Source organism: Flavobacterium proteolyticum (assembly GCF_015223105.1).
GTDB lineage: Bacteria > Bacteroidota > Bacteroidia > Flavobacteriales > Flavobacteriaceae > Flavobacterium > Flavobacterium proteolyticum.
Map to the genome: position 1 here is coordinate 407,181 of NZ_JADFTZ010000002.1, position 15,010 is coordinate 422,190.

At 31.2% G+C, this 15,010-nt stretch carries 10 protein-coding genes; 6 read left to right on the forward strand and 4 right to left on the reverse strand.

Annotated elements, in window-relative coordinates; translation table 11 throughout:
* The first annotated feature begins 10 nt into the window (after positions 1-10).
* A complete protein-coding gene (locus IM755_RS07345) occupies positions 11-397 on the forward strand; it encodes a hypothetical protein (protein ID WP_194095271.1) in 387 nt (128 codons plus the stop codon).
* A gap of 2 nt (positions 398-399) precedes the next feature.
* On the opposite strand, the gene IM755_RS07350 is transcribed toward IM755_RS07345, so the two are convergent.
* Positions 400-1,239 (reverse strand): UbiA prenyltransferase family protein, encoded by an 840-nt coding sequence (locus IM755_RS07350; protein ID WP_194095273.1) that lies wholly within the window; start codon positions 1,237-1,239, stop codon positions 400-402.
* A 150-nt stretch (positions 1,240-1,389) separates the two neighbouring features.
* Here IM755_RS07350 and gcvP point away from each other — a divergent pair, with 150 nt between their 5' ends.
* The 3 genes from gcvP to IM755_RS07365 all read left to right on the forward strand — a co-directional run bounded on the left by gcvP (position 1,390) and on the right by IM755_RS07365 (position 5,887).
* Positions 1,390-4,233, forward strand: coding sequence for an aminomethyl-transferring glycine dehydrogenase (gene gcvP, locus IM755_RS07355; RefSeq protein WP_194095275.1), 2,844 nt, complete (start codon positions 1,390-1,392; stop codon positions 4,231-4,233).
* Between the two features lie 90 nt (positions 4,234-4,323).
* Complete coding sequence (locus IM755_RS07360; protein WP_194095277.1) at positions 4,324-4,695, forward strand: group III truncated hemoglobin; 372 nt, start codon at positions 4,324-4,326, stop codon at positions 4,693-4,695.
* Positions 4,696-4,828: 133 nt separating this feature from the next.
* Complete coding sequence (locus tag IM755_RS07365; protein ID WP_194095279.1) at positions 4,829-5,887, forward strand: 3-oxoacyl-ACP synthase III family protein; 1,059 nt, start codon at positions 4,829-4,831, stop codon at positions 5,885-5,887.
* A gap of 125 nt (positions 5,888-6,012) precedes the next feature.
* Here the strand turns inward: IM755_RS07365 and IM755_RS07370 are convergent, their stop codons facing one another.
* Positions 6,013-7,560: a T9SS type A sorting domain-containing protein gene (locus tag IM755_RS07370; protein WP_194095281.1), complete on the reverse strand. Its 1,548-nt coding sequence runs from the start codon at positions 7,558-7,560 to the stop codon at positions 6,013-6,015.
* A gap of 167 nt (positions 7,561-7,727) precedes the next feature.
* Between IM755_RS07370 and IM755_RS07375 the strand changes: the two genes are divergently transcribed.
* Both IM755_RS07375 and IM755_RS07380 read left to right on the forward strand, forming a co-directional pair.
* Positions 7,728-10,577: a sensor histidine kinase gene (locus IM755_RS07375; RefSeq protein ID WP_194095283.1), complete on the forward strand. Its 2,850-nt coding sequence runs from the start codon at positions 7,728-7,730 to the stop codon at positions 10,575-10,577.
* Positions 10,568-11,314 (forward strand): LytR/AlgR family response regulator transcription factor, encoded by a 747-nt coding sequence (locus IM755_RS07380; protein WP_194095286.1) that lies wholly within the window; start codon positions 10,568-10,570, stop codon positions 11,312-11,314. Before IM755_RS07375 ends, IM755_RS07380 begins: the two co-directional genes overlap by 10 nt.
* Positions 11,315-11,525: 211 nt before the next feature.
* On the opposite strand, the gene IM755_RS07385 is transcribed toward IM755_RS07380, so the two are convergent.
* Both IM755_RS07385 and IM755_RS07390 read right to left on the reverse strand, forming a co-directional pair.
* Positions 11,526-12,941 carry a T9SS type A sorting domain-containing protein gene (locus IM755_RS07385; RefSeq protein WP_194095288.1) on the reverse strand — a complete coding sequence of 472 codons (1,416 nt, stop codon included), beginning with the start codon at positions 12,939-12,941 and terminating at the stop codon, positions 11,526-11,528.
* Positions 12,942-12,967: 26 nt separating this feature from the next.
* Positions 12,968-14,875, reverse strand: a complete 1,908-nt coding sequence (locus IM755_RS07390; protein WP_194095290.1) for a LamG-like jellyroll fold domain-containing protein — start codon at positions 14,873-14,875, stop codon at positions 12,968-12,970.
* Positions 14,876-15,010: the final 135 nt, after the last annotated feature.

Consider the following 15,010-nt stretch of genomic DNA (forward strand, 5'->3'; position numbering starts at 1 on the left):
CACTCGTATTATGGAAACTACAAAAATTTTAATCGGTTATGCAATTTATCTTCCCATTGCTTTATTTTTAACCTACTATGTTTCAAAAACGCTTTTTAAAAACAGTAAAATTTATATGTTGGATATTTTTAAAGGTCGAGATGAAATTGCAAACGCCACCAACAAACTATTCGAAACCGGATTTTATTTATTGAATTTAGGTTTTGCACTTATGATATTAGAAATGAATATGTATGATGATAGTTATCAAGTGCTAATTGAAAAACTGAGTTATAAAATTGGTGGATTTTCAATTTATTTAGGTATTATGCTGTTCTTAAACTTATATTTCTTCTTTAGAGGAAAACGAAAAGCAAGTCAAGCACAAGTAGAACAACGAATTGTGATTAATGGATAAATTCACAATCCTGACAGGTTTTTGAAACCTGTCAGGATTAACACCAACCACCACAAAATCGGAACGCTTTCTAACCAAAATGAAGCGTAATATCGGGAACGATTTTCATTGGCAAAAAAGAGAAAAATTGCAATCGTTCCGCAAACCAAAAGTTTGAAAAAGAATGGTAAAAAATGTTGATTATTGGTATAGAAAAACTCTAAAAGCAGTAATAAAAACAATAATAGATAACCAAGTTTTTTCGTCAACTTCACTCCTATTTTCTGTGGAACAGTTTGTAAATGAATATCGTCGTATTTTACATCTACAATATCAAACACTAAAACAATGGAGAATACTAATAAAAATCGCTGAAAAGCCATTAAAAGCACATCTGTAGAAAACGGAATTTCAGCTTCTACCAAAGGTAAAATCACCGTTACGCCTACCCAAGTAATTCCAACGATATAGATTTTTACGCCTTTCCAATTTCGGGCATTTTGTTTGTTTGGAAAAAAGGGTAATGTGTATAAAAGTGTTAGTCCAAAAAAAATGAAAGCACTTAGTTTAGAATCCCAACTCAATTGCAAGAAAAAATAAAAACAAGCCAACAACGAAATAAAACTCAAAAAAACGATGGCTTTTAATTCTTTTTTGATTTCGGTTTTGTTTAACCTTGTAATGGCATCGTACTTCACGAAATTATAACCAACCACAGTTCCAAAAAAAGCAAATAAAGTTACCGAAAAATCACCTTCAACACCAAAGAAATATTGCGTCATCGATACCAGCGCAAAAGCTGATAATGCGACATGCAAACTACTATTGATATAAAAATCGAGAATTTTCTTAAAAATCAACATTCAACAAAATTAATCAATCTGTTAATAAGACTTGAAATTAGTTGATAAAATCACAAAATTTCACATTTTAAAAACAAAAAATTACAAGATTAATAATTACTTTTGTTGTCCAAAACAACACATAATAACACACATACACATTTTTAATAAATGAGAACAGATGCATTCGCTTTGAGACATTTAGGGCCACGTGAAAGTGACTTAAATCACATGTTTAAAACGGTTGGTGTAGAAACTTTAGACCAATTAATTTTCGAAACAATTCCAGATGATATTCGTTTAAAAAACGACTTAAATTTAGACGCTCCAATGACTGAGTATGAGTATTTAACTCACATTCAAGAATTAGGAAAGAAAAATAAAGTATTCAAATCGTATATCGGTTTAGGATATCACCCAGCAATCGTTCCGGCGGTTATTCAAAGAAATATTTTTGAAAACCCAGGATGGTACACAGCTTACACTCCTTATCAAGCCGAAATTGCGCAAGGTCGTTTAGAAGCGATTTTGAATTTCCAAACTACCGTTATCGAGTTAACTGGAATGGAAATCGCAAATGCATCGTTACTTGATGAAGGAACAGCTGCTGCAGAAGCAATGGCGTTACTTTTTGATGTAAGAACTCGCGATCAAAAGAAAAATAATGTATCGAAATTCTTCGTTTCGGAAGAAATTTTACCACAAACCTTATCGGTTTTACAAACACGTTCAACTCCATTAAATATTGAATTAGTAGTTGGAAATCACGAAACATTTGATTTCTCTACTGATTTCTTTGGTGCTATTTTACAATATCCAGGAAAATACGGTCAAGTTTATGACTATGCGGGATTCATTGCAAAAGCGGCTGAAAACGAAATCAAAGTAGCAGTTGCTGCTGATATTTTATCGTTAGCAAAATTAACGCCTCCAGGTGAAATGGGCGCTGCAGTTGTAGTTGGAACTACGCAACGTTTTGGTATTCCAATGGGTTACGGCGGACCTCATGCTGGCTATTTCGCAACGAAAGAAGAATACAAACGTTCGATGCCAGGAAGAATCATCGGTGTTTCTATTGATGCTAACGGAAACCGTGCGCTACGTATGGCTTTAGGAACTCGTGAGCAACACATCAAACGTGAAAAAGCAACTTCAAACATTTGTACAGCTCAAGTTTTATTGGCGGTGATGGCTGGAATGTATGCCGTATATCACGGACCAAAAGGTTTACAATATATTGCTAATAAAGTTCATGCTTCTGCGGTTACCACTGCCGATGCTTTAAATAAATTAGGGGTTTACCAAACCAATACGGCTTTCTTCGATACGATTTTAGTAAAAGCTGATGCTGCTAAAGTAAAAGCTATTGCTGAAAAACACGAAGTAAACTTCTTCTATCCAGATGCTGAAACGATCTCGATTTCATTTAACGAAACGACTTCTGTAAATGACGTTAACCAAATTATTGCCATTTTTGCTGAAGCTACTGGAAAAGATGCGTTTACGATAAATCAATTAGCAAATGAAGTTATGGTTCCTGAAAATTTAGTGAGAAAATCAACTTTCTTACAATATGATGTTTTCAACAACCATCATTCAGAATCGCAATTGATGCGTTATATCAAAAAATTAGAGCGTAAAGATTTATCGTTGAATCATTCCATGATTTCATTAGGCTCTTGTACGATGAAATTAAATGCTGCCGCAGAAATGTTGCCTTTATCTATGGCAAATTGGAACAGCATTCACCCTTTTGCACCAATTGAACAAGCAGAAGGTTACCAAATCATGTTGAAAAAATTAGAGCAACAATTGAATGTAGTAACTGGTTTCCAAGGAACAACGTTACAACCAAATTCAGGCGCTCAAGGTGAATACGCTGGTTTAATGGCGATTCGTGCTTACCATTTATCAAGAGGCGATAACCACAGAAATGTGTGTTTGATTCCAGCGTCTGCTCACGGAACGAATCCAGCTTCTGCTGCTATGGCAGGAATGGAAATCATCGTAACTAAAACCATGGATAATGGAAATATCGATGTGGAAGATTTAAGAGCAAAAGCAATTCTTCATAAAGACAACTTATCTTGTTTAATGGTAACTTATCCATCAACTCACGGAGTTTTTGAAAGTGCTATTATCGAAATTACAAATATCATCCACGAAAATGGAGGTTTAGTATATATGGACGGTGCGAACATGAATGCTCAAGTTGGATTAACGAATCCTGCTACTATCGGTGCTGATGTTTGTCACTTAAACTTACACAAAACCTTCGCTATTCCTCACGGTGGTGGTGGACCAGGTGTTGGACCAATTTGTGTAAATGAAAAATTAGTTCCATTCTTACCAACGAATCCAGTTATTCCTACTGGAGGGAGTCAAGCAATCACAGCGATTTCTTCTGCTCCTTATGGCTCAGCTTTAGTTTGTTTGATTTCTTATGGCTATATTACAATGTTAGGTGCTGAAGGCTTAACAAACGCTACTAAATATGCTATCTTAAATGCAAATTACATGAAAGCGCGTTTAGAAGCACATTATCCAGTTTTATATTCTGGAGAAATGGGAAGAGCCGCTCACGAAATGATTTTAGATTGTAGAGCATTCGAAGAAAAAGGAATCAAAGTAACGGATATTGCAAAACGTTTAATGGATTATGGTTTCCATGCACCAACCGTTTCTTTCCCTGTAGCTGGAACGTTAATGATTGAACCAACTGAATCAGAAGATTTAGCAGAATTAGATCGTTTTTGTGATGCAATGATTTCAATTCGCAAAGAAATTGAAGCTTCAACTAAAGAAGATGCGAACAACATCTTAAGAAATGCGCCACATACATTAGCAATGGTTACAGCTAACGAATGGGTTTTCCCTTATACAAGAGAACAAGCTGCTTATGCATTGGATTACATTGCTGAGAATAAATTTTGGCCAACAGTTCGTCGTATTGATGAAGCGTATGGTGACAGAAATTTAGTTTGTTCTTGTGCACCAATTGAAGCTTATATGTAATTCGAAATACGAAGTACAAAATTAAAAGTACAAAGTAATAAATCAAAAGGCTCAAGTTTTTACTTTGAGCCTTTTTTAATAAATTTTACAATGAATGATATTGAGAACAGAGAAGATATTTTACTTATCATGCGCAAGTTTTACGATAAACTTTTAGCGGATGATTCGATTAATTTTTTCTTTACCAAAGTTACTTCTGTTGACCAACATTTAGAAGCGCATTTCGAGATTTTGGCTACATTTTGGGAGCAATCGTTATTTTTAAAAGGCGGTTATTTTAATAACATGTTTTCTATTCATAAAGACGTTCATGACAAGCATGCTTTTACTAAAGAACACTTTGAAACTTGGTTAAGCCATTTCAATTCGACAATTGATGAGCATTTTGCAGGTAAATATGCCGAACAAATGAAAACACAAGCGCTGAGTATGGCGACCATAATGCAGATAAAATTCAATTAAAAGGTATTAATTTTAGAATTTCACTTTTTTAAACCAATTTTACTACGATATTCATAAAAATGGTAAAAACCAATAGGTTACCAAATCATTAACAACAATATTTTGTAAATTCGAGTAACCAAAAAACAATAGAATGAATATCAAAATAACAGGTTCAGGAAGCTATATTCCTACCGAAGTAGTTTCCAATATCGATTTTGCGCAACACACTTTTTTAAATGATGACGGAACTCCGTTTCCTCATCCAAATGATGTCGTAGCTGAAAAATTTTTAGAAATTACAGGAATTCAAGAACGCCGTTATGTAACTGATAATTTATGTACTTCTGACATCGCTTTAATTGCTGCAGAAAAAGCGATTGAAGATGCTAAAATTGATAGAGAAACTATTGATTATATCATTTTAGCACACAATTTTGGTGATGTAAAAAAAGGAGCCATTCAATCAGATATTTTACCAAGTTTAGCCACTAGAGTAAAACATGGATTAAAAATTAAAAATCCGAAATGTGTTGCTTATGATATTCTTTTTGGTTGCCCTGGTTGGGTAGAAGGTGTCATACAAGCTTACGCCTTTATCAAAGCGGGGATGGCTAAGAAATGTTTGGTAATCGGTGCCGAAACTTTGTCAAGAGTAGTAGATTTACACGACAGAGATTCTATGATTTATTCCGATGGTGCTGGCGCTACAATCGTAGAAGCAACGGATGACGAAGGTGGAATTTTGGCACACGAAACCGCTACATTTACTTATGACGAAGCTTATTATTTGTTTTTTGGAAATTCTTTCAACAAAGACCACGACCCAGATGTGCGCTACATTAAAATGCACGGAAGAAAAATTTACGAATTTGCACTGAGTAACGTTCCGAAAGCAATGGCTTCTTGTTTAGAAAAAAGTGGCGTCCCAATAGAAAAAGTCAAAAAAGTATTGATTCATCAAGCTAATGAAAAAATGGATGAAGCCATTATTCATCGATTTTTCAAACAATATAAACAATCCCCACCAGAAGGTATTATGCCAATGAGTATTCATAAATTAGGAAATTCTAGTGTTGCAACAGTGCCTACACTTTTCGATTTAATGATGAAAGGCAAATTAGAAAATCAGGAACTTAAGAAAGGTGATGTTATCATTTTTGCATCCGTTGGCTCTGGAATGAATATTAATGCGATTGTATATGAAATGTAAAAGAGGGAATTTCTTCCCTCTTTTTAAAACTTTATATTAATATAACAAACTCAGAATAATTAGAAATATAAGTAAATACATTACTGTCAGTGTTAATTCTAAACGATATTTAGCAATTACCTTCATTACCTTTTAATTAATTTTTGAGTAGCTACTGCTCCATTTTCATCTTCAACTCTTACCATGTAAATACCATTAGCAAGATTTGAAACATTTATTTGTTTTTCTGTTGAAGCCAATACTTTTTGTCCTTGTAATGAATATATCTCAACATTTTTTACTTCATTGTTCAATTCTAAATTGATAATATCATTAGTAGGATTAGGATAAAGTTTGAAATTTAAATTACCATTATTAAAATCAGTACTTGAAAGTAAATTATTGTGCAATGAAGAAATTTCTGAAGGCGTTAAAACTCCTGAGTAAATTCTTAAATCATCTATATCAAAGTTTCCATATCCAAAATTTGTAGTAGGAGATTTTCCAATATTAAAATTCGTTCCAGTAGTATTTAATACTGAATTAGACAAATAATTTCTTTGTACGAATACTCCGTTTACATAATGCTTAATATTAGCCCCATTATAAACAACTGTTATTGTGTACCAATTTGTAGTGTTAAATGAAGGATTATAAGAAATATCATTAGACCATGCATAAAATGTAGAAGTTAAGGCCGTATTATTTACACCAAAAGCCTGATTAGCAGAACCTGTACCGTAAGAAAAAACAAAATTACTTGATGAACCCAAAGTATTAAATTTTACTCTGTAGACTACAGATCTTGCAGCTCCTCCAACTGGCAATAACGGTAAATTTGCAGTTGGTGCACTTGTTGCTCTTGAAGTATCATTATCTCCTACTGCGACTCTTATTGCACTTGCCGCGGCACTTTGATTAGACACAAATGGAGCTCCTTGCATTGAAAAAAAAGTGCCTGGATTTGAAGTAACCGAAGAATACGAATTATTAAATGGAAAATGATATAGTAAAGAAGCTGCAGGAGGCGTTGTAAATCTTATAAACTCACTTCTGTAACAAACTGAACCTGAACTGTGATTAAGTTCTAAGTATGCAAAATATGTTGTATTTGGCGACAAACCATTAGTTAAAAGCTGATCTATAACAATATTAGTTCCTGTAGTGATACCTGATAATGAAACAGCGAAGTTTAAATTTGTTTGATTTGTACCGTAATAAATTTGAGCAGTGGCATCTGTAACACCACTGGGCACAAATAAAGAAGCTCTAATCAAAGCTGAATTAGAGTCAACATCCAAAGCTTGAAGCGAATTAACACCTACACCTGCATAAGAATTTGTTGTCATTGTCGTATAACCAGAGGTAGTTGTCCCGTTAGCATTAGTTGCTTTTACTTTTACATAAAATGTTGTTTGTGGTTTTAAACATTCTATCATGTAGCTAACCGTAACAGCTGTTGACCCATTTACATTACCTACTGATGGTATTTCTCTAATAGTAAGTGGATCTGTAAAAAAGGGACTAGTTGAAACCAATAATGAAACATTAGCAGTACCATATGCTGTTATGCTTGTTGACAATGTAATTGATTTAATAGTTGAACTTACTTGTGTTGGATTACTTACTAAAGGAGCTTGAGCAAATGAGGTAAATACACTAAGTAAAAACAGTAATTGTAATAATCTTTTCATAATTATAATTTTAAAATTTGACTCAAAACTACAGATGTAGCTTCTAAAATTATAAGTCAAATTCATTAAACTAGGTTTCGAGTTCATCAAATTCAGTTTATAAATCATCATTAAATTGTCCTCAATCAACTTAACTTCTATATTTGTAATATTAATAACTGATGCTATTGAAAACCTTTTTTCTACTATTCATATCACTATCACTCAACTGTTATAAATTAGTTGCTCAAAATCCATACTCATATGTAATCGATAAATCTGTTGGATTACCTTCCAATTCAGTTTATGATGTTTATCAAGACAAAAAAGGTTTTATGTGGTTTGCTACTGGCGAAGGCTTGAGCAAATATGACGGAACAAAATTTTATTCATTCACCACAAAAAATCAAACGAGTAAAAGTGGTTCGAATATTATTGAAGATAATTTTGGCAGGGTTTGGTACATAAATTTTGATGGTTATTTATATTATGTCGAAAACAATCAATTGCAAGCTTTTAAACAAAAAAACAGCATTGGTTATTATGAATTTGGAATTATTGGCAATAAACTTTTTACAATTCAAAAAAATTCAATTGAAGTTTATGATTTGAAAAATTTAAAACTCATTAAAAAGATAAAATTTGACAACACCTACTTCAAAGCTACACATTTATCAAAAAAATATTTCTATGTTTTTACCAATAAATTACTAAAAATTGATTCTAACTTAAACACAACAATAACCAGTTTACCAAGCGAACTTGTTACTACAAAATCTATTGTTGTTGAAAGCCACTTAGATGATTTATTTATTGTATCAAAAGCAAATGGACAACTCTACAAATACTCTAATCAAACTTTTGAAAAAGAAGCTGTTTTAAAGGGAAACATCATTCAAAATCTAAGTTTTGTTGACAATAAATTATGGCTCGCCACCACTAGTGGTTTGTTTGAATATAAAAACAAGAGTTTTGTCAATTACTATAGAGAAATCAATATTTCAACCATTTTTAAAGACCAAGAAAATAAATTTTGGATTTCTACCTTAACAAATGGATTACTCTATATTCCAAATTTTTCTTCCATTTTGTGGAAATGCAATTACAAACCTGTTACCTTAAATTCTGACAATAACACAATTGCTATTGGTTATGAAAATGATATTTTAAGTGAGTTCAACCCAAATAATTACGAAGAAAAAATAATTTTCAAAGGCAATTCTAATCATGAAATTTATAAAGTTTTTAAAGATGAAACCAACTATTTCATCACATCAAATAACTTTAAAATTATAAATAACAAAATAAAGGAAGTAAACATAGCAGTTAAAGATCTTGTAAAAGTTGATGATAAATATTATGCTTTTGCTGCTAGTGGACTTTGTGGATTATTTAGCTTAGATAATAAAAAAACATCTGAATGGGATAATTTATACACCAAATATTTTACTGAAACACCGTCTGATTTAAATGAGTCAAAAATTTTAGTTGGCGTTAGAGGAAAATCGGTTGCTTATAATCCAAACAACAAGACTATCTTTTTTGCAACAAATGTGGGGCTTTACGCTCAAACCTTAAATACACAGAAAGAAATACAGTATAAAAACAAACCTGTTTTTTGTCAAAAAATATACTATTACAACAATTGCATCTACTTGTTATCAAACGAATATGAGTTATTAAAAATTGATGACAACAACACTATTTCAATTGAAACGGTTTCTAAAAATTTAATTACTGACGAAATTAAAAACATTAAACTAATTGATGATATTCTTTATATTTTTACAAACAATGCTATTTTTCAATTTAACTTATCTACAAAAAAAGCAACAAAAATTCAGAATATTACTCCTAATATTTCAGTTAGTGATATTGCTACTTTATCTAATAAAACTATACTTGCAACCTCTAGCGGACTTATAATAAAATCAAATACTAACTTAAACGACGAATCGTTACCAAAATTTATTTTAAATAAAGTACTCATCAACGATAAACAAAAAACAGCGACTAATTTTGAATTTGATGAAAACAATTTAAGCTTTGATTTTTCGGTTTTAGCATATTTACCAAATACAAAATTTCCTATTTCATATAAAATTAATAATGGAAATTGGGTAACTTTAGAGGATAATCAAAGAAGTTTAAAACTATCATCACTAGCTGCTGGGGATTATTCCATCCAATTTAAGATTGAAAACATAGAAAAAACAGATAAAAACATTATCAATTATAATTTCTCAATTCAGAAACCATTTTGGGAAAGTACAATTTTCATCTTATTTTCTATTTTACTTTTGGCAATTCTATTCTATTTTCTTTACAAATCGAAGCTTAAAAAAATTCAGAAAAAAAACCAAATTGAGCTCAATCGAATTACTTTAGAAAACAATCTGAATCAGTCAAAATTAACGGCTATTAAATCGCAAATGAATCCGCATTTTTTTTACAATGCGTTAAACACAATTCAATCCTATATTTTGTCAAACGATAAAAAAGAAGCCATTATTTACTTAAATAAATTTTCTTCGTTAACCAGAACCATTTTAGAATTAACCGAAAAAAATTACCTTTCTATAAATGAAGAAATCAAAACAATTACGTTATATCTCGATTTAGAAAAAGCCCGTTTTTTTAACGATTTTAATTACACCATTTCAATTGACAAAGAAATTGATACCGAATCTATTAAAATACCAACCATGTTATTGCAACCTTTTATAGAAAACGCTATAAAACATGGACTTTTACATTTAAAAGGTGAAAAAACAATAAACATTGTATTTAAAAAAACCAATCATTCTTTAGAAATTAGCATTGATGATAATGGTATAGGAAGAAAAAGAAGCGAAGAACTCAACCTCAACAACAGAAAAGACCACATTTCATTTGCAACAAATGCAATTGAAAAAAGATTAGAGATTTTAAATTTGAACAAAACCAATAAAATTACCGTTGCATATATTGACAAATATAAATTTGATGAAGCTATAGGAACAACAGTAATTATAAACATACCTACAACATGGAAATAAATGCAATTATTATAGATGATGAAGTTAGAGCTCGTGTTTCATTACAATTACTTTTGGAAGAATATTGCCCAAATATTAAAGTTATAGAACAATGCGAAACACTAGCTGAAGGTATCAAAGCAATCAATAAATTTAAACCAAATATCGTATTTTTAGATATTGAAATGCCAGCACATAGCGGCTTAGAATTATTTGACTTTTTCAACGAAGAAGAAATTGACTTTTCGGTAATATTTACTACAGCTTATAGTCAATACGCAATAAAAGCGTTTAAATTTTCAGCAATTGATTATTTGCTTAAACCCATTCATCCTGAAGAGCTTGTAGAGGCTGTAAAACGTTTTGAAAAAATTAAATCGCAAAACATCAAAATACTTAAAGAAAATTTAGACCAAAACAAATTAAACAAAATTGCTGTTCCAACAGGTAATAGCATTTTATTCTTAGAAACCGACCAAATTTTATATGTAAAAGGCGAAGGTTCTTATTGCGAAATTGTCTTATTAAATGGCGAAAAGATAATATGTAGTCGCTATTTAAAAAATTTCGAAGACATACTTTCAAATTACAGTAACTTTTTACGGGTACAAAAATCATATATTGCCAATCTAAACTATGTTTCTGTTTACAATAAATCTGATGGTGGAAATTTAGAATTTAATAATAAAACTTGCATCCCAATTTCGCTAGATAAAGTAGATTTTATAATGGAAAAAATCACCTTAATTAAACGATAATATAGCTAATTTTTAAAAATTAGCATGTTGTTATTCATAAAATTTATAAAAAACACTTTTTTCATATATATTATTTATTGTAAAGAGGGAATTTCTTCCCTCTTTTTCATTCTATTATAATTATATTAAATTAAAAATTATTAAAAACAGTGATAAATACAAAACTGTTAAGGTTAATTCTAACCGATATTTAGTAATTATTTTCATAGGACTAATTTTTAACAAATTTCTGAGTACTTGTAACCCCATTTACATCTGTAATTTTTACAAGATAAACGCCTTGATTTAATGAATTTACAGAAAAACTTTTCATTGTAGACTGCATTACTAATTGACCTTGTAATGAATACACTTCTATATTTCTTATATCTGAATCCAATTCAATATTCAAAATATCAGAAGCTGGATTTGGATATAATGAGAATTTTAATCTTGTATTAAAATTCTCATTTGATAACGTTGTATTACCTAACAACCTTGTAATATAATGAGAAATATTACCCCTGTAAGTTGTATACATGCCTCCAACAAGAATATTACCACTCGAGTTAATAGCAAATGAATTAACAACAGTGCCGTTAAATCCTCCTAAACTATTAAAAGTTGCATCTTTTGTTCCGTCAGTATTTAGTCTAATAATTTTATTGTTTGGAGAATTCCCATTATAATCTGAAAATTGGCCTCCAACTAACATTTTGCCATCTGCTTGTTTTAAAACTGCGATAACCGGGGCATTAAAGCCTGTTCCTATCATATAGGTACTATCTCTAGTACCATCAGTATTTAAGCGGATAATTCTTCTTGATTGCACTCCATTATATATTGTAAAATCTCCTCCTACAACAATTTTTCCATCATTTTGGATAGAAATAGCTTTAACACCAACACTAGCTGCTGGAGTAAAACCTGTTCCTACATTAAATGTAGTATCCTTAGTCCCATCTGCATTTAATCGTATCAGTGAATTTTGAACAACTCCATTATAATTAGAAAAATAGCCCCCTACAATTATTTTACCATTTGGCTGAATTGCAAGTGACATAACCATTCCGTCAAAGCCTGTGCCAATAGAAAAAGTAGTATCTTTTGTTCCATTTGTATTTAATCGAACTAAACTCGATTGAGTCAATCCATTAAAATTGGTAAAATTACCTCCTACTAAAATTTTACCATCACTCTGTAAAGTAATTGCATATACAGAAGTATTAAATCCTGTACCAATGTTAAAAGTTGTATCTTTGGTTCCGTCTGAATTTAATCTAACTAGATAATTTTGAGCACTTCCGTTAAAAGAATTAAAATCACCACCAACTAAAATTTTACCATCAGGTTGCACAAAAACAACTTTAACTTCATGACTAAATCCAGATCCTGTATTAAAACTTGTATCAGTTGTACCATTAGAATTAAACCTAGCTAAATGATTAATTGCTGTACTATTAGCAAAAGTAAAAAAACCGCCCGCAAACATTTTACCGTCAGTCTGATTGGCTACAGAATTTACTGTTATTCCTGCACCAGGGGGAGCAATTCCATTAATAAATGGCAAGTCTACGTCAGCATCATTTTGTGCAAGCATTATGTTTACTTGCAAAAGAATCATCAGAGTGATAAATATTTTTTTCATAATTTAAATTTTAATTAATTTTTTTACTAATTTTTTATTAATTTTTGTATACTAATTTTCCCTTCAACATCTTCTATTTTAATCACATATATTCCGCTAGATAGACTTGAGATATTTAATTGCTTTTCTGTCGACGAAAGCACTGTTTGTCCTTGTAAAGAATATACTTCAATCAATTTAATTTCTTCTTCAGTTTCTAAAGTGACCCAATCATTCGCAGGATTTGGATACATACTGAATTTTAAAGCTGAGTTATGACTTTCTGAAGTAAGTGGAGCGTTTGTATTATCTTTTACTGCATTAATCTCTGTTCCATCTAATACTCTATTGTAAATGTAAAACTCATCAATATAGCCTTTAAAATATTTAACAGCCGAGCCACCTCCTCCAATGTAAAAATCAGTATTAAATTTATACAAAACTGGTACATTCGCTATTGGAGAAAATCCACCTTGTAAAACGCCATCAACATATAATTCTATTTGCTTGTTATTTGTGGTACCCGATTTGTGCACTAATGCAATGTGTTTCCATGTCCCATTGATGTTTGTTACAGTGGTGTTACCTGTATTAAATGTTGTTGCATTAATTGCATATCCTTTAGTCAGAGAAGCATAGCCCGTATTTTGTTGTTGCCTAACGAAACCAGAACCAAACATTTCAAAATGAGTAGGAAAAGTCATGCTTGATGAATTTGCTTGTGAATTTACCCAATAACAAATTGTAAACTCTGTACCATCTAATGCTGTATTTAATGAAGAAGTATTAACCAGCTGTTGCTGTAAAGCAGGTTCAAATCTTGCTCCTAAACCTACCTTTCCTCCTACTCCGTCCAATATTGGCGCTGAGGCAGACTGTGTTAAATTGTGTAAACCATTATGACTATTAAAATTTTCAAAACCATAATACGCTACTAATCCATTAGTTATACTTGATGATGCTGCAGTTGTGGTAAACGTATACGTTATCGGAGTAATTGTTGTACCTGAAGAATTGGTAGATTCAATTTTATAATAATACGTTGTACTTGGAGTTAAACCGACTAAAGTTTCTGAAAAAACGGCAGTTGTGGTTGTACTTGGGCAATTGTAAGTAAGATTCAAATTTGAAGAATTAGTGCCATAACGAATTACAGTTGTAGCATTTGCACCATTGGCGTTAATTCCATAGCCAATTGTTGCAGAGTTAGATGTAATATTTGAGGTAGTAATAGAACTAATTGTTGGTGCTGTTACAGTTGGATTATTTTCTGTATAAATTTGATTTATTTGTGTTGTATTTAACTCAGAATTATACACTCTAAAGTCGTCTAAAGCACCATTAAAACTTGAACTACTTGAAAAAATATAATTACCAATTGTAAACGTATCTAATTGAATATTTCGAAAAGGAGCAGTAGTATTATAAATCAACGCACCATTTCTATAAACTTTTGTAACAGAACCACCTGAGCCAGGCGCTGTTGTTACAACATAATGATACCAAGTATTAATAAATGTAAAATGATTAACAGATAATGATACTGTTCCACTTGGTTGCCTTATTGCTATACCCGATGAAGATGTAGAACTGTTGCTAACATACTCCTGAAAACCAATTGCTCCATAAGAAGAATTCGTTCCATAACCAAAAATATCATTTGTAGCTACAGCGTTATACTTTACCCAAAACGAAACAGATAAAGTTGCGTTTCCTGTAGGTAAATTTGTCATTGAATTACTCCATAGTACATTATTGGCAGCAAAATTAATAGCCGCATTGGCATTCCCAAATCTGTCAGCAACATAAGTTACTGGGTCACCTAAATTTGATAATATAACTGTGTTTCCTACATTAGCAATTGAATTATCGAAATTAAACTGACACAGTGGAGTTTGTCCATAAAAGCTTGTGGAGACTAACAAAATCGTAACTAAATGTAATAATTTTTTCATATTTTATTTTTAATTCTTATCAAAAGTATTTTCAAAAAAAGGTATTACAATTTTCAAGTTTGTAAAAACCCACTTTGAGTTTGTTTAGCTGTTTTTTTTAAAAGAACATAGTTATACATTTGTAAACAAGAAATT